Raw genomic sequence first — 26,286 nt, forward strand, 5'->3', positions numbered from 1 at the left:
CGATCTCCTCGTGACCTCGGTCCTGTCCGTCCCGGCCCCGGACGCCGCTCCCCCGCGGCGCCCGGGGTCGGTCCGGTTCCTCTGGCTGCTCGTCGTCCTGGCCGCGCTCGTCCTGCTGATGGCCGCCTCGGTGGCGATCGGCTCGCGCGGCGTCGGCTGGGGCGACATCGTCGCCGCGCTCGGCGGCTCGCAGGAGACCGTCGCGGAGGCGGCGGTCACCAAACGCATCCCCCGCACGTTCCTGGCGGTGCTGGTCGGTGCGGCCCTCGGGCTCGCCGGCGCCGTGATGCAGGGGGTCACCCGCAACCCGCTGGCCGACCCCGGCGTCCTGGGCATCAACATGGGCGCCTCGCTCGCCGTCGTCGCCGGGCTGGCGTGGTTCGGGCTGTTCAGCGCGACCAGCATCATCGTCACGGCCATCGCCGGCGCCGCCCTCGCGGCGGTGTTCGTCTACGCCGTCGGCTCGCTGGGCCGCGGCGGCCCCACGCCGCTGAAGCTCGCGCTGGCCGGCGCGGCCACCGCGGCGGCGCTGACGTCGTTCATCACCGCCATCGCGCTGCCCCGCGGCGACATCGCCGCGAACGTGCAGTCCTGGCAGGTGGGCGGGGTGGGCGGCGCGACCGGCTCGACGATCACGCCCGTGCTGCCCTTCCTCGCGGTCGGCCTGGTCATCAGCCTGCTCTCGGCGCGCAGCCTCAACTCCCTGGCCCTGGGTGACGAGCTCGCCGCCGGGCTCGGGGAGCGCGTCGCCCTCGCCCGCGGTCTCGCCGCCCTGGGCTCGGTGCTGCTCTGCGGCGCGGCCACCGCCGTCGCCGGCCCGATCTGGTTCGTCGGGCTCGTGGTCCCGCACCTGTGCCGGCTCCTGGTCGGCGTCGACCACCGCTGGCTGCTGCCGTTCAGCGCTCTCGCCGGCGCCTGCCTGGTGACCGCCTCCGACGTGCTCGGCCGCATCGTCGCCCGGCCCGGGGAGCTCGACGTCGGCATCATCACCGCGCTGATCGGCGCACCGTTCTTCATCGCCGTCGTGCGCCGGCAGAAGGTGCGCGAGCTGTGACCGCCCTCGCCGCCCCGCCGGACGCCGCCGTCGACTCCGTCCTCCACCAGCGGACCCGTCGCGCCTCCCGCCGCCGGCTGGTGATCGTCGTCCTGGCCGTGCTGGTGGTCGTCGCGTTCGCCGTCACGCTGATGGTCGGCCGGACCTTCTACCCGCCCGGTGACGTGCTGCGCGTCATCACCGGCGAGAAGGTGCCGGGTGCCTCGTTCACCGTCGGCCGGCTCCGGCTCCCCCGCGGCGTCCTCGCCGTCGTCGCCGGGCTGAGCTTCGGGCTGGCCGGGGTCACCTTCCAGACGATGCTGCGCAATCCGCTCGCCAGCCCGGACGTCATCGGCATCAGCTCGGGTGCCAGCGCCGCCGCCGTCGTGGGCATCGTGCTCTTCTCCCTCGACGGGACGGCCGTCTCGAGCCTCGCCGTCGCCGCGGCCCTCGGCGTCGCACTGCTCATCTACGTGCTCGCCTTCAAGGACGGCGTGGCCGGCACTCGACTGATCCTCATCGGCATCGGCGTCGGCGCGATGCTGAACAGCGTCATCCAGTACGTGCTCTCGCGGGCCGGCCAGTGGGACTACCAGGAGGCGCTGCGCTGGCTCACCGGGAGCCTCAACGGCACCTCCTGGACGACGGTCCTGCCCGCCCTGCTCGCCCTGCTCGTCCTCGCCCCGGTCCTGCTGGGGCAGACCAGGAACCTCGCCACGCTGCAGCTCGGGGACGACACCGCCGCCGCGCTGGGGGTGCGGGTCGAGCGCACGCGGGTGATCGCGATCATCGCCGCGGTCGGCCTGGTCGCGTTCGCGACCGCGGCCTGCGGGCCGATCGCCTTCGTGTCCTTCCTCGCGGGGCCGATCGCGGCGCGCATCGTCGGGCCGAACGGCTCGCTGCTCGTGCCGGCCGCCCTGGTCGGGGCCCTGCTGGTGCTGGTCGCCGACCTCGTCGGCCAGTTCGCGCTGGACACCCGGTTCCCGGTCGGCGTCGTCACCGGCGTGCTCGGCGCCCCGTACCTGATCTACCTGATCATCCGCACCAACCGGGCCGGAGGCTCGCTATGACCACGACGCACACGCTGGTCGCCGAGGAGCTCACGCTCGCCTACGGCGAGCGGACCGTCATCGAGGGGCTGGACCTCGCCGTCCCGGCGGGGCGGATCACCGCCATCGTCGGCGCCAACGCCTCGGGCAAGTCGACCCTGCTGCGGTCGATGTCCCGGTTGCTGGCCCCGCGCGCCGGCCGGGTGCTGCTCGACGGCCGGGCGGTGCACCGGATGCCGGCCAAGGAGCTGGCGCGGACCCTCGGCCTGCTGCCGCAGTCCCCCATCGCCCCGGAAGGCATCACCGTCTCCGACCTGGTCGGCCGCGGCCGGCACCCGCACCAGGGCGTCTTCTCGCGGTGGAGCCGCGAGGACGACGCCGCGGTGGCCGCGGCGCTGGAGGCGACCTCGACGACGGAGCTGGCCGAGCGCGCCGTGGACGAGCTGTCGGGCGGCCAGCGGCAGCGGGTGTGGATCGCCATGGCGCTCGCCCAGCAGACCGATCTGCTGCTGCTGGACGAGCCGACGACGTTCCTCGACGTGAGCCATCAGATCGAGGTGCTCGACCTGCTCACCGACCTCAACCGCGTGCGGGGCACGACGATCGTGATGGTGCTGCACGACCTCAACCTGGCCGCCCGGTACGCCGACCACCTGGTCGCGCTGGAGTCCGGACGGATCCACGCGGCCGGCGAGCCCGGCACCGTGCTGACCGAGGACTGCGTGCGCGCGGTCTTCGGGCTGGAGAGCCGGGTGATCGCCGACCCGATCTCGGGGAAGCCGCTCATGCTGCCGATCGGGCGGCACCACGCCACCGCCCCGGTGGCCGCGGAGGTCCGCGGCGCGTCCGAGGCGCTCAGCCCTCGATGACGCGGTGCGGCTTGCTCTCGAGCTGCCGGTCGGGGCCGGCGACGTAGCGGTGGACGTGCTGCTTCTTCTTCGGCGGCCGGTCGTTGGCCATGATCACCGCGATCCAGGGCAGCACGGTGCCGAGGAACGCGAAGATCAGCATCAGCCACACCGTCTGGTAGAACACCGCGGCCAGGACCAGGGAGATGCCGCGGACGAGCATGGTCAGGGCGTAGCGCTTCTTCCGCGCGGCGTGCTGGTCGACCTGGCTGACCTGGGCCTCGGTGATGAGCACGGGCTCGGCGCGGCCCGGCCGCGGGAACTGCTGGCTGGTGGCCACGGGCTTCCATCCCTCCGCCGGCCGGTGCGCGGGGGCGAGCGCCCCGGCGCTCCCCCGGATCCGCGGCCCATGGTGCCACCGCGGAGGGAGTGCGTGCAGGCGTACCGGTCGTTCCGCCCGTGGACCCCTCCGGTGCAGACTGCGGACGGGACGGCAGAGGCCGTTCCTGTGACGGGAGGTGTCCGGTGGGCGATGTGACGGTCTCAGCGGCGGGGCTGGTGGTGGCCGGGGTCGACGGCTCGGACTCCTCGACCCGCGCCGCGGTCCACGCGGCGGAGTGCGCGCGCCGCCGGGGGCTGGGCCTGCTGGTGGTGCACGTGACCCCGCGGGGCGGAGGTGTCCCGATGGCCGCGCGCGAGATCCAGGCGCGGTTCGGGGAGAGCGCCACCGCGCTGGTCGAGGCGGCTGCTGCCGCCGCCCGGGCGGCCACCGGCCTGACCGACATCACCGCAGCGGTGATCGACGACTACCCCGTCGACGGCCTGCTGGCGCTGTCGTCCGAGGCCGCCCTGCTGGTGACCGGCCGCCGCGGCATCGGCGGGCTGCCCGGACTGCTGCTCGGGTCCACCGCCGGCGCGCTGGTCCAGCACGCCGAGTGCCCGGTGATCGCCCTGCCCGACGAGCTCGGCACGCAGGAGGGCGGGCGGCTGCCCGTCGTGGTCGGCGTCGAGGGGCGGCCCGGCGACGACGCGGTGCTGGCCTTCGCCGTCGAGGAGGCCGCAGCACGGGGGGTCGACCTCCGTGCCGTGCACGCGTGGCGCGACGTCACCGTCGAGTCGGCCGTCGGCGGGTTCGGTCCGGTGGTCGACTGGAGCGCGATCGAGGCGGAGGAGCAGCGGCAGCTGAGCGAGGCCCTCGCCGGGTGGCGCAGCGGCGACCACGGCGTGCGGATCGAGGAGGTGGTGGCGCGCGACCGGGCCGCCACCGCCCTGCTGCACGCCTCGGCCTCCGCCCAGCTGCTCGTGGTGGGCCACCGGCACCGGAGCCGTCTCGCGCGTCTGGGCTCGACCACCCACGCCGTGCTGCACCGCGCGGCGTGCCCGGTCGCCGTCGTCCCGCTCCGGGAGCAGCCGGGTCAGGCCTCCGGTCCCGGGCCGAGCTGAGCGGAGCGCTCAGCCGGCGTCGGCCTGCTTCTTCGCCGCCGCCTTCTGCTCCTGCTTGAACCGGCGCACGTCGGCCAGCGACTCGGGGCCGGTGATGTCGGCGACCGACCGGGTGGAGCCCTCGTCGCCGTAGGCCCCGGCGGCCTCGCGCCAGCCGGCCGGGGTGACCCCGTACTGCTTGCCGAGCAGCGCCAGGAAGATCGAGGCCTTCTGCGCGCCGAAGCCCGGGAGCTCCTTGAGCCGGCGCAGCAGGGCCTTCCCGTCCGGGGCGTCGGCCCACAGGTTCTCCGCGCGTCCGTCGTAGCGCTCCACCAGGAGCCGGCACAGGTCCTGGGTGCGGCCGGCCATCGAGCCCGGGTACCGGTGCAGCGCCGGCGGGCCCTGGAAGACGGCGGTGAGCTCCTCGGGGTCCGCGCCGGCCAGCTGTCCGGCGTCCAGGGTGTCGGCGCCGAGCCGGTCGGCGAGCAGGCGGGGCGCCGAGAAGGCGCGCTCCATCGGGAACTGCTGGTCGCAGCGTATCGTTCAGCCAAGCAGTGACGCAGAGCGACCGGCCGAGCGCACTCCGTCGAGAGGGGCGCTGGCGTGGCGCGCAAGGACCACGGTGCCATCTTCCGCATGGGTGCCGTCCAGCTCGTGCAGGAGAAGCAGGCCGAACTCCTGACCGCGCGGGAGCTCCTCCTCGGCGGGTACGGGCGGATCAGCGACGACCAGGAGGACGAGGGCACCGGTGACCGCGGGGCGGGCGTCGCCCGGCAGCGCGAGGCGGTCGACCAGGTCTGCAAGCTGATGTCGATCACCAGCCAGCCGCTCGTGTGGACGGTCGCGGCCTGGTACGAGGACAACGACGTCAGCGCCTTCAAGGATGTGGTCCGCCCGCAGTTCGAGCTCATGCTGGAAGACCTGCGGAACGGCACGATCGACGGGATCGTCGTCTACGACCTCGACCGCCTGGCCCGCCGTCCGGTGGACCTCGAGAAGGTCATCGACATCTACGACCGCGCGGCGAAGGAGGGGCGCCAGCTCTTCTTCGCCACGGCCCAGGACAAGATCGACCTCGCCAGTGCGGACGGCCTCACCCTGGCCCGGGTCATGGTGGCCTTCGCGAACAAGGCCAGCCGGGACACCGCCCGCCGCGTCGCGCTGAAGCACCGCGAGGTCGCGCTCACCGGGCGGCCTGTCGGCGGCACTCGCCCCTTCGGCTGGCAGTGGACCGACGGCAAGGCGCCGCTCACGCTCAAGGACGGCCGCGTGATCGCCGCCGGGAAGCGGCAGCACGCCGTCCTCGAGGCGGAGGCGAAGGTCATCGAGCAGGCCGCCCAGGACGTCCTGCTCGGGGTCTCGCTGACCACGATCTGCCGCGACCTCAATCAGCGCGGCATCCGCACCACCCGCGGCAACGAGTGGAGGCCGGGACCGTTGCGGTTGATGCTGGAGAGCCCCCGGCTGGCCGGCTTCCGCGTGCACCAGGGCACGTTCATCGCCGACAAGGAGGGGACGGCCTTCGTCAAGGGCGAGTGGGATCCGATCCTGGACGAGGACACGTGGCAGCAGGTCTTCGACACCCTCCAGGCGAAGGGGTCCGGGCACCGCAAGAACGAGGGCCGCCGGTCGTACCTGCTGTCCGGCCTGCTCCAGTGCTCGCAGTGCGGAGGATCGATGTCGGCCAACGCACGGTCGGACGGCAGCCACTTCTACGCCTGCAAACCTCGCACCGGGCAGAAGGGGAAGGCCGGCTGCGGGAAGGTGACCTGCTCCGGGCGGGCGGTCGAGGCGCTGATTGAGGCCGCCATGAAGCAGCGGATGGCGATCAGCACCCTGACGGTCCACGAGGAGGACACCTGGCCGGACGAGGACGAGCTGGCGGCCACGAAGGCGCAGATGAGAGCGCTGATGCCGCAGCTGGTGGAGGCCGAGGGCCAGGCCCGTCAGCTCCTGAACGCGGAGTTCACCAAGCTCTCGGACCGGGTGGAGGAACTGCAGGCCGAGCGGGCGCGGTGGGTGTTCCAGCACGGTCGCAGCGTCCGGCACGCGAAGGTCGGGCCCGAGGACTGGGACGACATGACGGTCGACAAGCGCCGGGCCTACGTCGAAGAGGAGATCACGGCCATCGTCGTCCGGCCCGCCGTGCAGCGGAGCAACAGGTTCGACTACACGCGCCTGTCGATCGTCTGGCGGACGGACGAGCCGCCGGCGGACTGAAGGCGGCGCACCGCCTGCGCCTCGAGGCGCGGGCGCAGGCGAGCCCACCGCTGCGGCGTCATCGCCGGGGCATCGGCGAGGTGGTGCGCGAGAGCCTCATCGAGGTCGTAGATGCAGTGGGCTGTGGTGGCCCCGCTCGTCGTCATGCGGGCGGACCGTCCGCAGGCCCCGGAGAAGCGCAGTCATCCCTGACTCGAAAGGGGGAACGACCTCACTCCGGACAACGCACGGTCGCGTGAGGCGCTCGATGGCACGGGGGGTCGCACCGCCTGTCGCCGTCCCGCCGGGGTCCGCTGTCCGGTCTGCCGGCCACGCGGGTACGGCGTCAGACCGCCCCGAGCCACAGGCCGGCGCCCACGCCGAGCAGGATCGACATCGCCGCAGCGGCGTGGAGCACGACCACCGGAACTCGCTGAACCGTCTGCGCCGTACCGGCCGCGGTGCGCGCCCCCGTCCCGACAGACCCCTCCGCCGTGGCCGCTGCGACTGGCACTCCGACGAAGGCCGGCGCGATCCAGCGCAGGTAGTAGAAGAGGCTGGCGACGGTGTTCACCGCGGCCACGACCACCAGCCACGGCATCGCGCCGTCCCACGCCGCGGCGAAGACGGCGAGCTTGCCGACGAAGACCGCCGTCGGCGGCGTCCCGACCAGGCCGAGCAGGCAGATCACGAGGCTGACCACCAGCCACCGGTGCTGCGCTGCGGCCGTGGCCCAGTCGGTGATCGTGCGGGCCGCCGGGGTGGCGACGACGGCGGCGAAGGCCCCGATGTTGGTGACTGCGTAGGCGGCCAGGTAGATGGCAAGGGCAGGGACCGCGAGGTCGGTGCGGGCTGCGACGGCGACGACCATGAACAGATAGCCGACCTGGCTGACGGTCGAGTAGGCCAGCAGCCGCAGCACGTCGGTCTGGGCGAATGCGGCCAGGTTGCCCAGCGTCATGCTGGCTGCGGCGATGACGGCGACGAGCAGCGGGACGTCGAGGGGCAGGTCCGCGAACGGCTCGGCGAGCAGGCGGAAGGCTGCGGCAACGGCACCGATCTTGGGGATCGTGGTGAGGTAGGCGGCCATCGGCGGCGTCGTCCCTGCCGTCACGTCGGGAACCCAGAAGTGCACGGGAACGGCACCGGCCTTGAAGGCGACGCCGGCGAGCACGCCGAGGACCCCGACGGCCAGCAGCACCGGTGACGACTCGGGGAGCAGCGCGGCGAGCTCGGAGTAGCCGGTCGTGCCGGAGGCGAGCACCAGGGCGGCGACTCCCACGAGCAGCAGGACGCCGACGAAGGCGCCCATGAGGTAGTACTTCATCGTCGCCTCGGTCCCGGCCGAGTCCTTGGCGAAGCCGGCCAGGGCGTAGAGCGGGACGCTGGCCAGCAGGTAGGCGGCGACGAGCAGCAGCAGGTCGCCACTGGCGGCCAGCGCGACCGTCCCGAGCGCGCCCAGCAGCATCAGCACGTAGGCCTCGGTCTCCCGGGGATGCCCGGCCACTGACGGCGCGGCCAGCCACACGAGGGCGGCGACACCCAGGGCGACGACGACGCGGACGACACCGGTGGTGGTGTCGACGACCCAGGTGCCCTCGAAGACCCGCTGCGCGGGATCGGGCAGCGCCAGGGCAGCGGAAACCGCGCTGGCCAGGCAGGCGACGGTGACCAGGACCCGGACCCGCCACTGCCGCTGCTGCGGCGTCCACAGGCCGAGGAGCAGCCCGCCGACCGCGCCCAGCAGAAGGAAGGCCTCCGGCAGCAAGGCCGACCAGGCCTCCCCGCTCCCGGACATGCCCGTCACCGAGCCACCAGCTCCACGACCGCCATCGCCGCCGGCTCGAGGACATCCAGCAGGACGCGGGGGAACAGCCCCAGCACGACGGCGAGCGCGAGCAGCGGGACGATCGCGACCACCTCGTTGGCGCGCAGGTCGCGGATCCGGGTCGTCTGCCGGGTCTCGGCGGCGACCGCGGTGCCACCGCCCGCTCGGGCCGGAGCCGGGTCCTCCTGCACCTGGCCGGCGTCCGTCTCCTGGCCGGCGTCCGGCTCCTCCGGAGCGACGGTGTCGCCGGTGAGCAGCCGCTGCAACGTGAGCAGGAACAGCCCGGCGGTCACCAGGATGCCGAGGACGGCGATCACCGTGGCCACGGGCGCGGCCTGCAGGGCGCCGGTGAAGACCTGGAACTCGGCGATGAAGCTGGAGAACCCGGGCAGCCCCAGCGAGCCGAAGGCGGCCACCGCGAGGCAGGCGGCGAACACCGGCGCCGGGCGGGCCAGGCCGCCCCAGCGGTCGAAGGCATAGCTGTGCCCGCGGGACCACAGCCACCCGCTGAGCAGGAACAACGCGCCGGTGAGCAGCCCGTGACTGACCATCTGGTACATCGCGCCGACCGTGGCCACGGTCCGCGCGCCCTCGTCGGCGGAGGCCACCAGGCCCGCGGCACCGAGGCCGAGCAGGACGTAGCCCATGTGGTTGACCGAGGTGTAGGCGATCATCCGTTTGACGTCCGTCTGCGCCAGGGCGACGAACGCGCCCCACAGCACGCTGATCACGCCGACGACGACGGCGACCATCGCCCACCGCTGCCAGGCGTCGGGCAGGATCGGCATGGCGATCCGCACGAAGCCGTAGGTGCCCAGCTTCAGCAGGATCCCGGCGAGGACGGCGGACCCGGCCGCGGGCGCGTCGGTGTGCGCATCGGGCAGCCAGGTGTGGAACGGGAACAGCGGCGTTTTCACGGCCAGCCCCAGGCCGATCGCCAGGAGCACCAGGCCGCCGGCCACCGGGGAGTCGGCCAGCGGCGGGTTGGCCGCCAGCGCGACCATGTCGAAGGTGCGCTCCTCGCTGCCGAGGAACAGTCCGATGAAACCGACCAGCAGCGCCAGCGACCCGACGAACGTGTAGAGGAAGAACTTGAGCGCGCTGCGCCGGGCGTTGCCGTGGCCCCAGCCGGCGATGACGAAGTACATCCCGACGATGGTCAGGTCGAAGAAGACGAAGAACAGGATCAGGTCGAGCGAGGCGAACGTGCCGAGGCAGGCGGTCTGCAGGAAGAGGAACAGCGCGGCGTACGTCCGCGGCCGGTCCGGCTCCCGCAGGGAGTAGACCGCGCAGGCCAGGAACAGCACACCGGTCAGGGCCAGGAGCGGGAGGGAGAGCCCGTCGACACCGACGTGGTAGCCCGCGTCCACCGTCGGGATCCACTGCAGGTCGGCCTCGTACGCCAGGCCGTCGACGAGGCCCGAGGCGCCGTCGCCCGGGTCGAAGCGCCACCACATCCAGCCGATGAGCGCGAGGTCGAGGGCGGACGCCGCCACCCAGACGCCGACGGCCGCCCGGCCGCCGAGCCGGGGCGCGGCCAGCAGCACGCCGGCGGCCACCAGCGGCAGGAAGATCACGACGGTCAGCAGCACCGGTTCACCTCACGACGAGCAGCAGGACGAGCAGGACCCCGAGACCGACCACGGCCTGGGCGTAGTACTGGTGCAGCAGCCCGGTCTGAGGACGGCGCGCGGCATCGCCGGCGCGACGGAACATCCGCGCGGTCGCCCGGACCGCGCCGTCCACAAGTCCGTTGTCGATCCGAGCCGAGCTGTCCGCCGTCCGGCGGGTGGCCGTGACGACGCCGGACACTGCCCGGTCGAGGATCGCGTCGTCCGCCTTGGCGGAGAGCCCCGCGAGCCGGCGACCGCTGGCCGCCACCCCCATGACCGCACGGTCGAGTACCCGGTCGTCCACGGTCGCCAGCACCCGGGCCAGCGCCAGTGCCGGTCGGGGGGACAGCAACCGGCCCAGGCCGGCCCACGACCCGAGCAGACTCCTGGCGAGCCACTCCACGACAGCCGGACGCGCGCGCACAGCGGCGACGGTCAGCCCGAGCACGCCGAGCGCCAGCGCCCCGGAGAGAAGCAGTTCTCCCAGCACCGGGGATGTCTCCCCCTGCGCGTCCAGCACCGCCTTCAGTTCCTCGGCCACAGCAGGCAGCGCGAGCAGCCCGAGCCCGGCGGCGAACACCGCCAGCACACCGGCGACAGCGGTGGTCAGGACCGGGATCCGTCGGGTTCCCGGCTCCTCGGCGTCGACGGCCTCATCCCCCGCCGGCCGGGCGAGGACGACGGCCAGGATCCGGCCGGCGTACACGGCCGAGACCGCGGCGGCGGCAAGGCCGACGACGTGCAGCGCCGTCCCGTCGACCCCGGCGAGCACCTCGTCCTTGGTGGCCCACAGCGAGAGCGGCGGCACGCCGGCCAGCGCGAGGGCGGCGACGGTGGCAGCGGCGCCGATGCCCGGGTACCGGCGGGCCGCGCCCCGCAGGTCGGCAAGTTCCTTGGTGCCCAGCGCGGTGAGCCAGGCGCCGGCGGCGACGAACAGCCCCGCCTTGACCGCGGCATGGGCGACCAGCTGCGCGGTGCCGCCAGCGGTGGCGCCCACCCCGGCGGCGAGAACGACGAATCCGATCTGCGCGGCGGTGCTGGCCGCCAGCAACTGCTTGAGGTCGGTCTGCGCCACGGCCACCGCACCCAGCACGAGTGCGGTCAGCGCACCGGCCCACGCCGCGGCCGTCGCGGCCCAGCCGGTCCCGGCCAGCAACGGCTGCAGGCGGATGAGCAGGTACCCACCGGCCGCGACCATCGTCGCCGAGTGCAGCAGGGCGCTGACCGGGCTCGGGCCCTGCATGGCCGCCGACAGCCAGGCGGAGAAGGGCAGCTGCGCAGACTTGCCCAGCGCGGCGACGAGCACACCGGCAGCCGCGACGTCCGCCCAGCCGCCGGTCGCCCTGCCCAGGTCGGCCAGGGCGAGACTCCCGGTGGCCGCCAGCGCGGCACCGGCGGCGACGTACAGCCCGAGATCTCCGGCCCGCGTCGTGACGAAGGCCCGCGTGCCGGCGGCGAGCTTGCCCGGCTCCTCCCACCGGAAGCCGATCAGCGCGAAGGAGGTCGCACCCATGACCTCCCACGCCAGCAGCAGCGTCGGCAGCGTCGCCGCGGTCACCGTGGCCAGCATCGCCGCGACGAACAGCAACAGGTAGCCGAAGAAGCGGGCCCGCGCATCGTCTGCCGGAAGGTCGGCGACGGCGAAGACGGTGACCAGCAGGGCGATGGCAGCGACCAGCACCACGAGCACCGCGGACAGGCCGTCGACCACCAGCCGCAGATCCCCGCCGTCGACGATGCCGAGGAACGGCATCGAGACGCTCGGCCGGGCGTCCGCCACCAGGGCCGCGAGCACGACGCCGGCGCCGGCGACACCCACGGCGACCGGCCCGGCGATACGGTCCGCCACTCGTCCGGTGACCAGCAGCCCCGTCCCGCAGACAGCCGGCAGCAGCACCAGGGCTGTGAGCGCGCCGCTCATCCGCGGAGGTCCGTGGCCATGTCGACCATGTCCACCTGGCGGGCACGGTAGATGGCGACGGTGACGGCGAAGCCCATGGCCATCTCCACCGCCATGACCACCAGCGCGACGACGACGAGGACCTGGGCGTCGGGCAGCTCGGGGGCGAGGAAGTACCAGGCCGCTCCCCCGGCCAGCAGCACACCGTTGAGCACGAGCTCGAGGCCCATCATCACCATGACGATCGACTGCTGGGACAGCGCACCGAACAGGCCCACCCCGACCAGGGCGACAGCGACCGTCAGCAGGATCTGCAGCACGAGCTCGGCGGTCATCGCGGCAGTCCCCCGGGTACCGGGTCGTCCGGGTGCGTCGCGTCCAGCCCGGGGCCGAGCCGGTCGTAGCGGCCACGCGCCGTGGCCAGGATCGTGCCGGCCAGAATCGTCGCGAACAGTGCGATGCCGATGACCAGCATGACCAGCATGTGGCTGCCCATGATCGCCTCGCCGAGCTGCCGGGTGCTGTCCGCGGGGCGCGGGGGGTTCCGCGTCGGCCAGTCGATCGTCCAGATCCCGACGGCGAGGACGACGAACGCGCCCGCACCCATGACGGCCGACGCCTTGGCGTTGTGCACCATCGTCATCGGCATGAGCCCGGCCGGGTTCATCATGAACATGATCATGAAGACAGCCATGATCGCCATCTCGATGGTCATCATCAGCGCCGTCACGACGGCCAGGTAGACCAGGTCCAGGGCCAGCAGCACGCCCGCCACGGCGAGGAAGGACGCCAGGAGGGCGAAGGTCGCCCGGGCCATCGAGTCGACGACGAAGACGGCGATCCCCGCGGCGACCGACAGGACCCCGAGGACGGCGACGGCGGTGATTGCCCAGCCGGAGAGCTCGGTCAGCATCGTTCCCTCCTCACGCGTAGAACCCGTTGAGAACGAGTACGGCGACGACCAGCGCCTGCAGCAGTGTCAGCGGGACGAGGACGGTCCACCCCACCTCCACCGTGCGGTCGGGTCGCAGCAGGGGAATCCGTCGTCCCGCCCAGACCAGGGCGGCAACGACGGCCAGGGTCTTCACCAGATGCCACAGCGGGCCGGGGAGCCATGGGCCTGAACCGCCGCCGAGGAACAGCGCCGCCGCCATTGCCGCCGTGGCGCCGAGGAAGACGGCGCGACCTGCCTCGACCAGCAGCCGGTCCACCCCGGACAGCTCGGAGGTGACACCGCCGGCGATGTCGGCCGCGGTGGGGGCGGCGAACGGCCCCCAGAAGGCGAAGGCCGCGGCGCTACCCACGAACACCACGAAGGCGACCGGCATCGTGACCACGAACCACAGGTCCTGCTGGGCGGCGAGTATGTCCGTCGTCCGCAGCGATCCGGCGGCCAGCCCGGCGGTGATGAGCGCGAACATCAGCGGGAGCTCGTAGGCCAGCCCCTGGGCGAGGAAGCGGTAGCCGCCGGTCAGCGCGTGGACGGCGTTCGGTCCCCAGCCGACCAGCCAGACCGCGGCCCACAGCAGGGCCTCCATGGCGTTGAACCACACGAGGTCGGCACTGGTCGACCACAGCGTGCGCCCGCCGATCGGGACGACAGCCAGCGACAACAGCGCCAGGGCCGGCACCGCTGCGCAGCCCAGTCGCCACAGGAGCCGGTCCGGTGCCAGCGTGGTCCGCCGCTGCTCGACCAGCAGGCGTGCGCTCGAGCGGATCGGCTCGACAGCGGTCCTCGGTGCGCCGGAGACCACGGCGCGGTCGACTCCCGCCACGACCAGCCCCAGGACCAGGCCGATCGCCACGACGCCGAGGACCGCCGGCGCCAGTCCCCACGCCTCTGCCAGGGTCTGCTCAGGCATGCGCGTGCTCCGGAGCCGGCGCCGCGGGCACCGGCGCGAGGTCGAGGCTGGCCACGATCAGGCGCGCGCTGCCGATCTCCGCGCCCTCGAGGAGGGCTGCGACCTCGGCCAGCGACGTCGCGGGCCGATCGTCGACCGGTTGCCCCGACGCGATGTCGCACCAGCGCCGGACGCGGGCCAGGACGTCCTCACCGGAACCGCGCTCCGTCGCGATCTGCCCGATACCACCGGCCGTCCACGACAGGGTCCGCGACCGGCGCACCCGCCGCGCCACCGTCTCGGCGAGCCGTTGCGCTCCCCCGTGACCGGGCCCGTGAGCGGCGAGCCCGTCCCGTGCCCGGCGTGCGTCACGGGCGGCAGAGGGCCAGCCGGCCACGTCCAGGAACCGGGCAAGCCGGTCCAGCGCCGCCCGCTGGGCCTCCGGAGGCGGGGACGCAGCGGGGAGGATGCCGGCATCGAGCCAGGCCAGCTCTGAGGACGCGAGGACGTCACCCTGCAGGTCCGCCCGAAGGACCAGACCGGTCGGCCAGCCCGGCAGCACCGGTCCGAGCGACACCTTGAGGACGTCGAGCTCGAGACCGTCCCGGTCCGAGCCGGTGGAGGCCATCGGCAGCCCGGCCACCTCGCCGCCGTGGTGCATGTGGTGACCCTCGTGACCACCGCCGTGGTCCATGCCCTCGTGACCACCGCCGTGGTCCATGCCCTCGTGACCACCGCCGTGGTCCATGCCCTCGTGACCACCGCCGTGGTCCATGCCCTCGTGACCACCGCCGTGGTCCATGCCCTCGTGACCACCGCCGTGGTCCATGCCCTCGTGACCACCGCCGTGGTCCATGCCCTCGTGACCACCGCCGTGGTCCATGCCCTCGTCGTCGGCGTCGCCATCCTTACCGAGCAACGACGCCGGCGACGGCCGGTCATCCCCGCCCACCCCCGATGCGGCCCGCCGGGCCAGCGCATCCACACCGGCGTCCAGATCGACGGCGACGGCGCCCTCACCGGGTACATCGACCCGGTACCGCGGCTCAGGTATCTGGCTCCACAGGACTTCGACGGCTGCTGCAAGTTCCGGGCCTGGTTTCCCGAGGACGACCAGGAGATCAGCGTCCGCGGGAGACACGGCCAACCGCCAGCCACGCCGGTCCAGCTCGGCCTCGACAGACCACCGGAGTGTCACCCCGCCGGGGACATCGACGAGCAGCACCCGCGGCCGGGCCAGCGCCCAAGCCCGCAGTCGAGCGATCAGGTCCATCGCAGCGCACCTTCACGCCAGACGTAGGTGACCCCGACGAGCAGGACGGCGAGGAACCCGAACATCTCGACGACGGCCTTCGCCCCCATGTCCGCGACCACGACCGCCCACGGGTACATGAAGATCATTTCCATGTCGAAGGCGAGGAAGAGGACCGTGATCGCGTACCACCGCGCGTGGTAGCGGGAGACGGCGTGCTGCTGCGGGAGCAGACCCGACTCGTACGGCAGCACCAAGGCGAGTTCCCGGGTGCTTCGCAGCGCCGACGAGACGGCGTAGAGCGCCACGATGCCGGCCACGACGAGAGCCACCAACGTCAGCAGAGCAACCATGGCGCCCTCCTCGCCTCACGAGATGCCCCCGAGAGTGACCAGACCTGGGTCGGGAGGCGATACGAACATCCGGACGACCGTCCCGGTATCGCCGACTGTAGGGGCGGTCAAGGACGCTCGCGCGGCGATGGCCACCCGCTTCGGACTCGACACGCCACCGTCAGTCGTCGTCGGGCGCCGCGTCCGCGAGCACGACCAACTGGCGGAGGCAGTGCTCCCGCAGCGGCTCGGGGAAACCTTCGGCCAGGCGGTAGAACACGACACGCCCCTGCTTCCGGTTGGTCACGAGACCCGCGGTGCGCAGCAGTCGCAGTGCGTACCCGACTGCGTCCTCGTTCGCGTCCAGTGCCAGTGCCAGATCGCCGACGCAGAGTTCCTCGACCATGTCGAGGGCGAAAAGGACCCGGGCCCGGGTGGGGTCGGCCATCAGGCTCAGCACGCTCGTCAACTGGGCGGTTTCCTCCCGCCCCGGAAGTCGCGCACGGGCGTGGGCAACGCGCTCAGGGTCGACCGGGTGCCCATGGTCGGGTTCGGACATCGAGCAACACCTCCGATCCGTCCATGCCCGTAGGGGTCTGCGGGTACGCCGGGGCTCCCGACGACGGCCCTGGCCCAACCGTGATAGTCCGGGTGCTCGGCTCCTGACGTAGCACCCAAAGGGATCGACGGGCAGACGCTGTAGGCCTGCATCGAGGCGGGACGATCCCTCCGACGGGCGAGGAGGGGCTGCTCCGCATGCTCAGCGAAGCGCCGGCTTCTGCTCCCCGGGCACCGAGTGCATCGCTCCAGTAGCGAGTTTATCCGGACGAACGTACGGGCATGCGGACGGATCCACGGCGTCGTCGCCTGCACCATCCGGTCCCCGGCATTGCGCGCGAGACCGCGACCCGGTTCCGCGTCACCGGACGAGGCCGGAACGTCCCGGCGCGGACGAAGGCGCGTGACCCCCTCCACCGATGACGAGAAGCGGAGAACTGATCCATGTCGACGACGCGGAATGAAAATGGCAACGAGCACGGTCAGGGCGGCGGGATGTCGCACGAGACGAAGATGTACTTGCGCTTCGGAGCCATGATCCTGACGGCCATGGTCGTCATGTACTGGACCATGTTCGCCGGCACGTGGGAGTGGAGCCACGTCCGGTGGAGCGAGAGCCGCCTGTTCATGACGCTCACCATGGGCGGGACCATGGGGCTGATCATGCTCGGCTGGATGCTGAGCATGTACAAGAACACCAAGGCCAACATCGCCATCGTCGCGGCGAGCCTGCTGCTGCTCGGTGGCGGGATCTTCCTCGACCGCAGCCAGACCACCGTGCAGGACTCCGCCTGGATGAGCGCGATGATCCCGCACCACTCGCTGGCCATCACCCGCTCCGAGCGCGCCGAGATCACCGACGTTCGCGTGTGCCAGCTCGCCCGCGAGATCAGCGAGGCGCAGCGGCGGGAGATCGCCGAGATGGAGTGGCTCATCCAGGACATCGAGGAGAACGGCGAGGCGGAGACCGTCCAGGAGGCCCAGGCCCGACCGGTCCCCGACTTCCCGGCGGAAGCGTTGCGCGACTGCCCGACGGGCTGAGCCGGACGAACGCGGCACGCGCGCCCGGAGACCCGGAGGCGCGGTGGCAACGGCGCACGGCCGGCACCTCAGCGCGCCTCGACGACACCCATCATGCCGCGGTCCTCGTGGTCGAGGATGTGGCAGTGGTAGACGGTCCGTCCGCCGAACCGGTCGAAGGAAATGCGGACGGTGACCTCGCCGCCGGCGGGCACGTTGACGACGTCCTGCCAGCGGACGTCGTCAACCGGACGACCGTCCTCGGCGACGATCTGCATCGGCCAGACGTGCAGGTGCATCGGGTGGCCCATCGGTGAGGTGTTGCCGATGGTCCACTCCTCGACCGCGCCGACCACCACCTCCTGGTCGACCCGGTCGGGGTCGAACTCCCGGCCGTCGATCGTGAAGGACATCCCGCCGGGCCCGATGCCGCCACCCATGCCCATGGCGAAGACCAGCCGACGGCGCCCCGCGGGCTCCACCCCGCGCAGGTCGCGCGGTTCCGGCCGCGGCGGGATGGGCGCCGCCGCGGTGACCGACCCGCCGGTCACCTCGAGGGTCGCCACGGTGCCGACGTCGCCGGAGAACGAGCCGCCCATCATCCCGCCCATCGCGCCCATGCCGCCACGGTCGACGCCCAGCACCTCGAGCGCACTGCTGCCCTCGGTGGTGGTGACCAGCACGTCGGCGCGGTTGCCGGTCGCGAGCACGACCTCCTCCACGGAACGAGGTTCGGGATACCGGCCGGAGTCGATGCCCAGCAGGTCCATGCGCTGCCCGTCCAGACGTAGCCGGACGTACCGAGCCGCACACGCGTTGACGATCCGCCACCGCTCCCGCTCACCGGGCCGCGCGGTCAGTGACGGCCGGACCTGCCCGTTGACCAGGACCAGGTCTCCCTCACGGCCCATCATCTGGTCCATCCCCGAGGGCTGCTGCAGCCGACCGGCGCCGTCGAGCGTGATGTCGGAGACGACCAGCACCCGCTCCCGCGCGACCGGCAGGTCCTGGGGGTCCTCGACGAGGATGGCCCCGTAGAGCCCGCCGAACACCTGGTCGGCCACCATGCCGTGGTGGTGCGGGTGGTACCAGTACACGCCGGGCGGATGATCGTCGGGCAACCGGTAGTCGTAGTCGAACGTCTCCCCCGGCTGCACGGTGACGAAGACGTTGTCGCCTTTGCCCTCGGGGGACACGTACAGGCCGTGGACGTGCAGGTTGGTCGGTGCGTCCAGCCGGTTGACGAGCTGCACCTGCAACCGATCACCCGGTCGCAGGCGCAGCGTCGGCCCTGGCAGGCTGCCGTTGTAGCCGTAGGCGCGCGCACGACGGCCCGCGACCGTCAACGACCCCTCGGCGGCCTCGAGCCGCAGCCGCAGCACCCCGCCCTCGCTGCGCAGCGCCTCGGGCTCGGACAGCTGCGCGCCGACCGCCGGATCGAGCCGCGACCCACCCGACAGCACGATCCCCGTGCCGCCCACGGCAGCACTGAGGACTCCCAGCCCAGCAAGCTGCAAGGCGTGACGTCGGCTGATCGGCCGCACTACCGGTCCTCCCCCAATGCGCTCAGCCGCTCCCGATACTCCTCCGTGGTGATCTCTCCCCGGGCGTAGCGCTCATCGAGGACCTGCCGCGCACGGCTCCGTTCCTGCGACATGCGACCGTCCCCTCTGTCGCTCCTGGTGACACCGCCGCCGAACGCCCGGACGGCGACCACGGCCAGCAGCACCACTCCGAGGATCAGCAGCACCCAGAACAGCCACATCCAGCCCATGCCCATGCCCACGCCAGATCCCACGGCCCCTCCCTCTCGTCTCGTCCGTCGGATCAGTGCCTGCGACGACGCTGCCCGCGCCGGGCGTCGTCCACGCCGCGATCCGGAGCAGCCGGGCGCTGCAGGTCGTAGCGGCGCAGCGCCACTTCCGCTCCCCGCCCCCGCCGGCCACGTCCGACCGCCCACCACACCAAGACCAGCAGGGAGACGAGGATCGCGGCGACCAGCCACGCGGTCGCGCTCCCCCACCCGGCACCCACCCCGACCGGCCCTCCGGGACCTGCGAGCACGTCCTGCCATCCGGTGATGTGCACTGACCGTCCCTGCCTTCGATGTCGACCGAGGGCCCCTCGCGACGGCCTCGTCGCCGGACTGGTCCTGTCGGTCCGGCAACGTCGTAGCGAGTGTCCGTGCGTGCACCCTGAGCCCGACGACGATGTCCAGCATACCCCGGGGGGTACGGCTCCGCCGGGCTCGCGACCGGCCTGCCGCGAGCTGCGCTCTACCCGGCGCCGACGCGGCGCCCCGCTGGCCTGGGCGCCTGTGTGCCGGTGGGCTCAGGAAGCCAACAGCGTCGTGAACGTGCCCCCGCTGTCGAGCGACTCGGCCAAGCCGGCGTCGGTGACGACGGCAATCCGGACCGCGCCGTCCACGGGCACCGCGGCCACCGCGTGCGGGGCGGCGCCGAGGTCCGCGGCCCGCTGCCACGTCCCGGCGGCGTCGGTACTGGTCCACACGGTGCCGGCGGCATCCACCCCGGCTGCCGTGCCGACATCGGCCCATGTGACGACCTGCAGCAGCGGCGCCCCGTCGACGGGCGCCCACGTGGCGCCGCCGTCAGGTGAGCGCAGCACACCCTCCGAGGTGGTTGCCAGCACGGCACTGCCGTCCGGTGCGGCGGCGATGGTGTGCGGCTCAGCCGGGATGTCCAGCTGCTCCCACGTCCGGTTGTCGGAACTGCGGCGCAGCGCACCGTCGTAGCCGAGGACGCCGCCGTCGCCGAGCGCGGTGAGGGCGTGGAAGTCGGACTCGCCGGCACGCGACAGCGGCGTCCACGTCTCGCCGCCGTCGGTCGTCTCGATCAGCCCCACCGGGTTGGGCAGGTCCGTGCGCAAGCCGGGGTGTCCCGAGGCCAGGTAGTGGTCGGGGCCAGTGAGGGTGAAGCCCATGAGGTCGATGACCGGACCGACTGCGGCGGGCCGTGCATCCTCGCCAACCTCGACGAGGCCCTCGTGCGTGGCCAGGAGCAGTGCGCCGTCGCGCGGGTCGATGGCGAGGGCGTGCACGTGCGCGGGGGGCAGGCCGCCGTTCTGGCTCACCGTCGAGCCAGCGGCCGGAGCCGGATCCGACGCGGAGCAGCCGGCCAGCAGGGTGATCACGGACATCGCTGTTGCGGCGACGACAGGTGGGATCGGGCGTAGAGCGCGCATGGAAGATCTCCGGAGGTGTGGGCAGTGGGCGAGGAGGCTCAAGTCGCGGCGGAGCGGGCCGGTGAGCCCGCTCCGCCGCGGTCGGATCAGCCGCCGAGTTCGGTGAGCAGCTGCTCCATCTCGGCGATCTCGGCGTTCTGGCTGTCGCGGATGGACTCGGCCAGGGTGATCGCGTCGGCGTTCCGGCCGTTGGAGAGCTCCGTCTCGGCCATCTCCACGGCGCCCCGGTGGTGCTCGATCATCATCGTCAGGAACATCCGGTCGAACTCGGCCCCGGACATGCCGGACAGGGCGTCGGTGTCCATCGCCCCCATGCCCCCGTCGTCCATGCCCTCGTCGTCGCTGTCGCCGTGGTCCATGCCTCCCATGCCGTCGTCGGCGGCGCTGCTCGAGGCGGCGCCCCAGTCGGCGAGCCAGCCGGACATCGTCTCGATCTCCGGGTCCTGAGCGGCCTCGATGCGGGCGGCGAGGTCCTTGACCCGCTGGTCAGCGGCCTGATCCTGAGCCATCTGCGCCATGACGATCGCGGATCCGTGGTGCGGGATCATGTCGCTGGCGAAGGCGACGTCAGCATCGTTGTGGTCGGCCGCGGCGCTCGTCGAGGCGCCGGCCGGCCCGCTGCTGGTCGAGGTCTGGCTGGTGGCGTCGGAGTCGTCGCCGGAGCAGCCGGCGAGCAGCAGGGTCCCGGCGACAAGGGCGCCGGCGATGCCGGTGAGGCGTGCGGTGGTGCGCTTCATGGATGTACTTCTCTCCTGATGAGTGGTCGGACGAAGGCGTGCGCGAACGACCGCCGCGGGCCGGCCGGAGCCGGGGCGAGGCGGTCGGACGGATCGGCCTAGATCCGCAGCAGGCAGAGAGCGTGGAGATCCGGTGGTCGCGGCAACGACAGACCCCCGGTAGCGCGGCTGAAGGAGCTCTTCCAAACGGCCTTCCAACGTGGCACCAGTCGTGACGCCAACACGGCGAGCAGGACGGCGAGCCCGGCTGCCAGCACCGCCAGGCACACCGCCCACAAGTGCCCCGCTCCGTGGGGCGCGCTGCCGTGCTCGCCGATCGGCACGGCCACGGCCGAGGCCTGATCGGCGACGGCCATGACCTCGACCGACGGGGGGGCGGCGGTGTGCGAGGCGTGGTCCGGGGCGAGGTGGCCGCCCGATGCGGTGCCCATCACCACGGGGACCGCCGAGCCGGGTGCAGCGGAGGAGGCGACGACATCGGCTGAGCTGCACTGCAGCCCGTGCATGAACAGGACTGCGAACAGCAGCAGCACTGCCGCTGCGCGCCGCCCGTTGATGGCCACCCCCACGACGTCGAGGCTACGAGCTCTCCGCTCCGAGCCGCCGGACGGCCCGCGGCCGGACCCAGGCACCGCCACGACGGCCGACGGTTCAGAGCCGGTGCGCCCTACTGGACGGGACCTTCGGCAGGGACGAACGGGCCTGCCGTCCCTGACTCCAGGCGAGAGACACGGTGCACCGTCGTACTAGGCGAGGTCGTAGTGGGAGCCGGGCATCCGGACCTCAGCGCGGACGGCGTACTCGGTGCTCGTCATGACTCTCCCTTCGCTGGGTACCCCTGGAGGTACCCGTCCGTAGTAGTCGTACCCCCGGAGGTATGGAGCGCAAGGGTCTGAGGTGGGGCCTCCGCGTTGCATCGGGAATCCGTCAGACAGGCCAAGGAACCCCCGAAAGGTGAAACCCGTAGGGCGACTCCCACCTCGTCGCAGAGCGCGAGGACCTCCCGGGAGGAGTGTCGCGCTGGCGCGGTCAGCGCCGAGGAGCGGTTGCAGCGCAAGCTCCGCTAGCTCGTCGAGTGGACCAACGAGCACGGCCCGCTGCAGAAGTCCAACCCGGGGATGCCGCATCGCCCGGCCCAGTGGCTCGCCGAGCAGAAGCGGGCCTACCGCAGGGGCATCCTCTGGGCGCACCGCGTCGCCGAGCTGCGGGTGTTGCCGAGCTGCTCGTGGGGCCTCCCGCGCCAGCCCCCAGGCGCAGGCGGCCTGAGCCGACGGTGACCAGCGGCACGGGGCGCGTCCGCCGCGAGACCCGCTTCCGGTTGGTGACGGCCGTCAGTAGTCGACGCGCCCGCGGGGGCAGCGCAGGATGGGTGGGTGCCCGGACGAGCTACCTCGCAGGACTTCGCCGCATGGCTCGAGCTCAACCCCGACACGCGAGCCCACCTGTGGCTGACCTGTTCTCTGCTGGTCGACGAACTCCGCGCGGAGCTCGACGCCACGGACGCCGACTGCCAGCCGTGGGAGGTCGAACTGGGGCCGTTCGGGTTCGCTGACTGCCTTCCTTCGGCGACGCGCGGGAGCTACGACGCCTACACCGCGCTGGCCTTCACCCACGCTCTCGACGCCGTCATCTGGAAGCTGGGCAATCAGCCCGGAACGCAACCCAGCTGCACGATGGAAGCATTCGCGATGCGCGCCGTCCTGGAACGAGCCGAGATCCTGGTCGAGGAGTTGCAGGAGGTCCTCGACAGCGGCGAGCCGCCGTGGTGGAGCACTGGGCACGACCCGGGCGCCGTCGACATGGAGTCGATCCCCGATTTGGTCTTCCAGGACCTCGACCACGAGATGCTGTTCATGCCGCACCTCGACGGCATCGAGAACGACGAGCAACTCGCCGCGGTCCTCGGCCTCGGCGAAGAGCTGACGGTGCGCGGGTGGCTGACGCCCTACGACAACGCCACCGACCGCGGACATCCGCTCACCTGGTCGACGGACCCCTCCCCGCCCAGCAGCCCGACCGGCTGAGCGGACGCCCACCGGTCGCCGTCGGGGCCGGTCGAGGTAGTCGGCGTCGACAAGCAGCTCATTGCGCTCGGGGGGACCCCCGCCGACGGTCCAGGCAGTGACCTCGACGCCTGACTACGTCGCCACCGGCGACATCTGCTCTCCCGACCGTGCAGCCCGCGATCGCTTCCTGAGCCTGGTCGCGGATGCCCGCACCGCCGTGCAGGCCGCGCTGACCCCGCCACCACAGGTGGACACAGGCGACAGCCAGGACGTGGATGGGGAGGGCTGCCTGCACGCGTCCGGCGACCACCCGAGCGACGTCGCAGCGCCCTCGCCTGCGCAGCGGCTCGAGCCAGTCGTCCGCGAGCTGCTGAGCGACGGCCGCATGGTCGAGCGCGCCCGGGTCAGGGTCGCCGGCTGACAGCGCCGGAGATCTCCCGGCTGCTCAACCCGCTGGTGGGCGAACCACGATCTACGGCGCTTCGCGGATGTCCCAGCTCAGCCGCGAAGCGCAGTTGATTGCGACACGGCGGACGGCGCGCACGGTGCTCCGCAGCCGGGGCCAGCCCGGGAGATCTCACGGAGACACCAGTGACCCTCAGCGCCGTTCCGCCGCTCCTTCCCGCTCTGCTCGCCGGCACGCTGCCGGATGGGCCCTGCGACGCCATCGAGCTCCGGGTGAGCGCCCAGAACCCGAAGGAGCTCAAGGCCAACGTCAACGCCGCGAGCACGAAGCTGCGATCGCATCCGGCCATCGCCCACCTCCAGACGCTCGACGTGGAAGCTCTACTACTGGACAAGTCGGCTGCCGGCGAGCGGCTCCGGCGGTCCGTGGGGCTGATCGAGATCCGGCGCGCCAACGCCCACCGGTACGCGCTCAACCCCGGGCAGCTCATGGGCTGGGCGCTGCCGCTCCGAGAGCACGCGGCGGTCATCCTCATGCTGTTCGACAGCGCCGCCGATCCCACCGTGGACAACCCCGACGAGCCGTTGCCGGGCAACGCCGTGAGCAGCGTGCTCGCCGAGGTGTGCCTGATGGACGAGATCCACCGGCTCTACGTCGCCGAGTGGGACCGCTGGGTTCGCTCGCCGCACTTCGGTGCGGCCGTCCGGGCCGCCGCGCAGCTGGGCGGCGTGGACATCTACGAGGGCACCGAGCGCATCGACATCACCACGACCGAAGGCACCATGGTCGCCGGCATGAAGGACGGGACCGCGTCCGGCGAGCGCAACGGGATCCGCAAGCGGACGACACGGGGTGTGCTCACCAAGATCCTCGGCGTCAGCGGCAGGATCGAGTGGCCGTACGCCGAGGTGCTGCTCTTCCCCGCGTACGAGTTGGCGTACAAGCGGCAGCGCGGCGATGACGGCAAGACACACCGCACCCGGTACCTGCAGTCGGCGACGGGACAGCACGCCGGCGGCTGGCAAGCCTGGGCGCACGCCGTCGCCGAGGGCGGCACGTTCCTCGCGGCCGGCAAGCACCTGGCCGCTCACAAGGTGCCCGTCCGGGGCACCCGGCACGTGAACCCTGACGGCACGGCGAAGACCTACGACCAGCTCACCGAGCAGCAGCTCGAGCGGGCCTCGCGCACCCTGGCCGAGCACGTGCGGCTCCTGCGCGCCCGGGAGTACATGGTCGACAAGGGGGTCCCCTTCGCCATCCGGCGCGACCAGGACTTCGAGGGGTTCGCCGTCGACCACGACGACCGCCGCCCCGGGCGGTTCGGCAGCATCCAGCGGGTCGTCGACCTGCCCGAGCACTGCATCGATCTCACCGACGACCAGTGGGACGCCTGGGAGCGCCGCATCCACGACCGCACGCCGCGCGACACCCGCACCGACGGGCCCCGCGCTCCGTTCGCCGACGTCCGTCAGCAGTGGTTCGTCACTGCCACCGGCGAGCGCCGCGAGGCCGGCGACCCCGACTGGACGCACAACCTGCGCATCGTCGCCAACGGCGACAGCTACGAGGTGTTCCGCCGCCCCCGCGAGGAAGCTCACAACGACCGCGCCGAGCTGCGCGGGTGGAACAGCCGGGAGGGCGAGCACCTGTTCTCGGTGCGCCGGTGGGACCTCGACACCGGGTACGCCCGCGCCGGCATCGCCCAGGCCGCGGCCCACATCGGCGCCTTCGAGCCGGTCGTCATCGACCTGCGTCCGCTGCCCGACCCGGCCGAGCAGGAGCGTCGCCGCACCGAGCGGCTCGCCGAACTTGAGCACCTCATCGTCGTTGCGACCGATGCCGTCGATGACGCCGAGGTGGTGCACGAGCGGGCCACGGAGCGCGGACGTGGGATCGAGCAGGCGACAGCCAGCCTCGTTGCCGCCCGCACGGACCTGAAGGTCCTGACCGAAGAGCAGGAGGCGCTGGTCCTCTCCCCGGCGCCGACCGAGACGGCCGTCCCGATCCGCACCGTGTCCGTGGACATCAGCGAGCCGGCTCTGCTGTTCGGCATCCTCGACGGCGCCGCCGGCCACCGCATGCCGCGCGCCGTCTCCGACGTGCTCCACCGGCTGTCCCGTGCACGGATCGACGTCCGGCCCGACCCGGTGCTGCCCCGGATGCTGCGGATCACCGATTCCTTGGACTGGCCAGCCGAGGACGGCACCGTCGTCCCGCTGCGGATCAGCTTCCCGGTCGAGAACCGGAAGCGGGACCTCGACGAGGCAGCGCGGGAGAACGCGCGGCGCGAGACAGCCGCCGCCCTGATCTTGCGCGACGGGTACACCGTCGATGCCGTCGCCGAACAGCTGGGCTGGACCCGGGCCGAGACCGTCACCCGGGTGCGCGCCTGGCTCAAGGACCACCACCCCGTCAACGTGCCCTCCCGCGGCGGCCGGTCCGCGATCGTCGACTGCCCCCTGCGGGAGACCAAACGCGCCGTGTGGAACGCCGTCACCGGCGACACCACCGGCGATGACGAGCAGTTCGAGCAGATCGTCGCACCGCACTACCTGGCTCCGGTCAGCCACGCCAACAGCTGGGTCGGCCGCGACGTGACCCTCGACCGTCAGGTCCTCGCCGTCCTCAGCACGCTCCTCGGTCAGGGCGTCGACCTGACGGACGGGCTGCCCGCCGGCGACATCGCCGCCCGCGTGGGCTGCACCATCCAGCAGGTCATGTACCTGTGCGACGGGCCGAACGAGAAGTACCGCGGCGTGCTCGAGCGGATCAAGGGCCCGGGCCAGCGGGTCCGGCCGCGCCACTGCCACGCCGGGCACTGGCTGCTGCACGTCCTGCCCACCGTGGAGACCGCGCCGTGGTCCGGCCTGGTCTGCACCACCTGCCGGGCCACCCCCGACGGCACCGACCTGCCGCCGGGCTACTTCGAGCTCTGGAACGGCCCCGCCGGGCAGCACCACGACCTCGGCAAGACGCCGGGCACCGTCCTCACCGAGGCACCGCCGCCGGTTGCCCCCGGCGCCCGTCCCCGACCGATG

General features: G+C 72.6%; 25 protein-coding genes and 1 pseudogene. 9 read left to right on the plus strand and 17 right to left on the minus strand.

The window, feature by feature from the left end:
* Positions 1–10 precede the first annotated feature (10 nt).
* The 3 genes from CRP29_RS23045 to CRP29_RS14050 are packed head-to-tail and all read left to right on the plus strand — an operon-like array spanning position 11 to position 2,951.
* Positions 11–1,054, plus strand: coding sequence for a FecCD family ABC transporter permease (locus CRP29_RS23045; RefSeq protein WP_217991602.1), 1,044 nt, complete (start codon positions 11–13; stop codon positions 1,052–1,054).
* Positions 1,051–2,103, plus strand: coding sequence for a FecCD family ABC transporter permease (locus tag CRP29_RS14045; protein ID WP_097195699.1), 1,053 nt, complete (start codon positions 1,051–1,053; stop codon positions 2,101–2,103). The genes CRP29_RS23045 and CRP29_RS14045 overlap by 4 nt, the downstream gene beginning before the upstream one ends.
* Entirely contained in the window at positions 2,100–2,951 is an 852-nt protein-coding gene (locus CRP29_RS14050; protein WP_097195700.1) for an ABC transporter ATP-binding protein, read from the plus strand. Before CRP29_RS14045 ends, CRP29_RS14050 begins: the two co-directional genes overlap by 4 nt.
* Here the strand turns inward: CRP29_RS14050 and CRP29_RS14055 are convergent.
* Positions 2,938–3,270 (minus strand): DUF3099 domain-containing protein, encoded by a 333-nt coding sequence (locus CRP29_RS14055; RefSeq protein ID WP_097195701.1) that lies wholly within the window; start codon positions 3,268–3,270, stop codon positions 2,938–2,940. The two genes, CRP29_RS14050 and CRP29_RS14055, sit on opposite strands and share 14 nt — an antisense overlap.
* A 185-nt stretch (positions 3,271–3,455) precedes the next feature.
* Between CRP29_RS14055 and CRP29_RS14060 the strand changes: the two genes are divergently transcribed.
* On the plus strand, positions 3,456–4,373 hold the full coding sequence (locus CRP29_RS14060) for a universal stress protein (RefSeq protein WP_141437134.1): 918 nt from the start codon (positions 3,456–3,458) through the stop codon (positions 4,371–4,373).
* A gap of 9 nt (positions 4,374–4,382) precedes the next feature.
* On the opposite strand, the gene CRP29_RS14065 is transcribed toward CRP29_RS14060, so the two are convergent.
* Positions 4,383–4,892, minus strand: coding sequence for an HhH-GPD-type base excision DNA repair protein (locus tag CRP29_RS14065; RefSeq protein ID WP_281256811.1), 510 nt, complete (start codon positions 4,890–4,892; stop codon positions 4,383–4,385).
* A gap of 63 nt (positions 4,893–4,955) precedes the next feature.
* On the opposite strand from CRP29_RS14065, the gene CRP29_RS14070 reads away from it, so the two are divergent.
* Positions 4,956–6,572: a recombinase family protein gene (locus tag CRP29_RS14070; RefSeq protein ID WP_097195704.1), complete on the plus strand. Its 1,617-nt coding sequence runs from the start codon at positions 4,956–4,958 to the stop codon at positions 6,570–6,572.
* Between the two features lie 325 nt (positions 6,573–6,897).
* Here CRP29_RS14070 and CRP29_RS14080 read toward each other — a convergent pair whose 3' ends face one another.
* The 9 genes from CRP29_RS14080 to CRP29_RS14125 all read right to left on the minus strand — a co-directional run bounded on the left by CRP29_RS14080 (position 6,898) and on the right by CRP29_RS14125 (position 15,876).
* Positions 6,898–8,349 carry an NADH-quinone oxidoreductase subunit N gene (locus CRP29_RS14080; RefSeq protein ID WP_097195989.1) on the minus strand — a complete coding sequence of 484 codons (1,452 nt, stop codon included), beginning with the start codon at positions 8,347–8,349 and terminating at the stop codon, positions 6,898–6,900.
* A gap of 5 nt (positions 8,350–8,354) precedes the next feature.
* A complete protein-coding gene (locus CRP29_RS14085) occupies positions 8,355–9,971 on the minus strand; it encodes a complex I subunit 4 family protein (protein WP_097195706.1) in 1,617 nt (538 codons plus the stop codon).
* 4 nt (positions 9,972–9,975) lie between these two features.
* Positions 9,976–11,913, minus strand: coding sequence for a proton-conducting transporter transmembrane domain-containing protein (locus CRP29_RS14090; protein ID WP_097195707.1), 1,938 nt, complete (start codon positions 11,911–11,913; stop codon positions 9,976–9,978).
* A complete protein-coding gene (locus tag CRP29_RS14095; protein WP_097195708.1) occupies positions 11,910–12,227 on the minus strand; it encodes an NADH-quinone oxidoreductase subunit NuoK in 318 nt (105 codons plus the stop codon). The genes CRP29_RS14090 and CRP29_RS14095 overlap by 4 nt, the downstream gene beginning before the upstream one ends.
* Positions 12,224–12,805 (minus strand): NADH-quinone oxidoreductase subunit J, encoded by a 582-nt coding sequence (locus tag CRP29_RS14100; protein WP_097195709.1) that lies wholly within the window; start codon positions 12,803–12,805, stop codon positions 12,224–12,226. Before CRP29_RS14100 ends, CRP29_RS14095 begins: the two co-directional genes overlap by 4 nt.
* A 10-nt stretch (positions 12,806–12,815) precedes the next feature.
* Positions 12,816–13,754, minus strand: a complete 939-nt coding sequence (locus CRP29_RS14105) for a complex I subunit 1 family protein (RefSeq protein ID WP_097195710.1) — start codon at positions 13,752–13,754, stop codon at positions 12,816–12,818.
* Positions 13,747–15,006: a hypothetical protein gene (locus CRP29_RS22425; protein WP_141437135.1), complete on the minus strand. Its 1,260-nt coding sequence runs from the start codon at positions 15,004–15,006 to the stop codon at positions 13,747–13,749. The genes CRP29_RS14105 and CRP29_RS22425 overlap by 8 nt, the downstream gene beginning before the upstream one ends.
* Positions 14,997–15,338, minus strand: a complete 342-nt coding sequence (locus CRP29_RS14120; RefSeq protein ID WP_097195713.1) for an NADH-quinone oxidoreductase subunit A — start codon at positions 15,336–15,338, stop codon at positions 14,997–14,999. The genes CRP29_RS22425 and CRP29_RS14120 overlap by 10 nt, the downstream gene beginning before the upstream one ends.
* 160 nt (positions 15,339–15,498) lie before the next feature.
* Positions 15,499–15,876 carry an ArsR/SmtB family transcription factor gene (locus tag CRP29_RS14125; protein ID WP_097195714.1) on the minus strand — a complete coding sequence of 126 codons (378 nt, stop codon included), beginning with the start codon at positions 15,874–15,876 and terminating at the stop codon, positions 15,499–15,501.
* 443 nt (positions 15,877–16,319) lie between these two features.
* Here CRP29_RS14125 and CRP29_RS14130 point away from each other — a divergent pair, with 443 nt between their 5' ends.
* Complete coding sequence (locus CRP29_RS14130) at positions 16,320–16,916, plus strand: DUF305 domain-containing protein (RefSeq protein ID WP_097195715.1); 597 nt, start codon at positions 16,320–16,322, stop codon at positions 16,914–16,916.
* Positions 16,917–16,984: 68 nt separating this feature from the next.
* On the opposite strand, the gene CRP29_RS14135 is transcribed toward CRP29_RS14130, so the two are convergent.
* The 6 genes from CRP29_RS14135 to CRP29_RS14160 all read right to left on the minus strand — a co-directional run bounded on the left by CRP29_RS14135 (position 16,985) and on the right by CRP29_RS14160 (position 21,405).
* Positions 16,985–18,376: a multicopper oxidase family protein gene (locus tag CRP29_RS14135; protein WP_245852812.1), complete on the minus strand. Its 1,392-nt coding sequence runs from the start codon at positions 18,374–18,376 to the stop codon at positions 16,985–16,987.
* A gap of 62 nt (positions 18,377–18,438) precedes the next feature.
* Complete coding sequence (locus tag CRP29_RS14140; RefSeq protein ID WP_245852814.1) at positions 18,439–18,693, minus strand: SHOCT domain-containing protein; 255 nt, start codon at positions 18,691–18,693, stop codon at positions 18,439–18,441.
* A 29-nt stretch (positions 18,694–18,722) separates the two neighbouring features.
* Positions 18,723–18,983 carry a hypothetical protein gene (locus CRP29_RS14145; RefSeq protein WP_141437136.1) on the minus strand — a complete coding sequence of 87 codons (261 nt, stop codon included), beginning with the start codon at positions 18,981–18,983 and terminating at the stop codon, positions 18,723–18,725.
* A 243-nt stretch (positions 18,984–19,226) separates the two neighbouring features.
* Entirely contained in the window at positions 19,227–20,054 is an 828-nt protein-coding gene (locus CRP29_RS14150) for a F510_1955 family glycosylhydrolase (RefSeq protein WP_245852816.1), read from the minus strand.
* A gap of 131 nt (positions 20,055–20,185) precedes the next feature.
* Positions 20,186–20,836, minus strand: a complete 651-nt coding sequence (locus tag CRP29_RS14155; protein ID WP_097195718.1) for a DUF305 domain-containing protein — start codon at positions 20,834–20,836, stop codon at positions 20,186–20,188.
* A gap of 98 nt (positions 20,837–20,934) precedes the next feature.
* The gene (locus CRP29_RS14160; protein WP_141437137.1) at positions 20,935–21,405 is read right to left on the minus strand and encodes a DUF6153 family protein; all 471 of its coding nucleotides are present in this window, start codon (positions 21,403–21,405) and stop codon (positions 20,935–20,937) included.
* Between the two features lie 804 nt (positions 21,406–22,209).
* Here CRP29_RS14160 and CRP29_RS14165 point away from each other — a divergent pair.
* From CRP29_RS14165 to CRP29_RS23815, 3 genes and pseudogenes are all read left to right on the plus strand, one after another.
* The gene (locus tag CRP29_RS14165) at positions 22,210–22,860 is read left to right on the plus strand and encodes a hypothetical protein (RefSeq protein WP_097195720.1); all 651 of its coding nucleotides are present in this window, start codon (positions 22,210–22,212) and stop codon (positions 22,858–22,860) included.
* A gap of 97 nt (positions 22,861–22,957) precedes the next feature.
* Positions 22,958–23,263, plus strand: a complete 306-nt coding sequence (locus CRP29_RS14170) for a hypothetical protein (protein ID WP_097195721.1) — start codon at positions 22,958–22,960, stop codon at positions 23,261–23,263.
* A 614-nt stretch (positions 23,264–23,877) separates the two neighbouring features.
* Positions 23,878–24,093: pseudogene (locus CRP29_RS23815) on the plus strand (recombinase family protein); the annotation flags it as partial.
* Positions 24,094–26,286: the final 2,193 nt, after the last annotated feature.

This window comes from Blastococcus aggregatus (assembly GCF_900221005.1).
GTDB classification, from domain to species: Bacteria; Actinomycetota; Actinomycetes; order Mycobacteriales; family Geodermatophilaceae; genus Blastococcus; species Blastococcus aggregatus.

Bases quoted from the DNA above. Each gene is read 5' to 3' on its own strand.
- CRP29_RS14050 (WP_097195700.1), top strand. From the start codon at position 2,100: ATGACCACGACGCACACGCTGGTCGCCGAGGAGCTCACGCTCGCCTAC.
- CRP29_RS14080 (WP_097195989.1), bottom strand. From the start codon at position 8,349: ATGTCCGGGAGCGGGGAGGCCTGGTCGGCCTTGCTGCCGGAGGCCTTC.
- CRP29_RS14090 (WP_097195707.1), bottom strand. From the start codon at position 11,913: ATGAGCGGCGCGCTCACAGCCCTGGTGCTGCTGCCGGCTGTCTGCGGG.
- CRP29_RS14095 (WP_097195708.1), bottom strand. From the start codon at position 12,227: ATGACCGCCGAGCTCGTGCTGCAGATCCTGCTGACGGTCGCTGTCGCC.
- CRP29_RS14100 (WP_097195709.1), bottom strand. From the start codon at position 12,805: ATGCTGACCGAGCTCTCCGGCTGGGCAATCACCGCCGTCGCCGTCCTC.
- CRP29_RS14105 (WP_097195710.1), bottom strand. From the start codon at position 13,754: ATGCCTGAGCAGACCCTGGCAGAGGCGTGGGGACTGGCGCCGGCGGTC.
- CRP29_RS22425 (WP_141437135.1), bottom strand. From the start codon at position 15,006: ATGGACCTGATCGCTCGACTGCGGGCTTGGGCGCTGGCCCGGCCGCGG.
- CRP29_RS14120 (WP_097195713.1), bottom strand. From the start codon at position 15,338: ATGGTTGCTCTGCTGACGTTGGTGGCTCTCGTCGTGGCCGGCATCGTG.
- CRP29_RS14125 (WP_097195714.1), bottom strand. From the start codon at position 15,876: ATGTCCGAACCCGACCATGGGCACCCGGTCGACCCTGAGCGCGTTGCC.
- CRP29_RS14130 (WP_097195715.1), top strand. From the start codon at position 16,320: ATGTCGACGACGCGGAATGAAAATGGCAACGAGCACGGTCAGGGCGGC.
- CRP29_RS14150 (WP_245852816.1), bottom strand. From the start codon at position 20,054: ATGTCCGTGATCACCCTGCTGGCCGGCTGCTCCGCGTCGGATCCGGCT.
- CRP29_RS14155 (WP_097195718.1), bottom strand. From the start codon at position 20,836: ATGAAGCGCACCACCGCACGCCTCACCGGCATCGCCGGCGCCCTTGTC.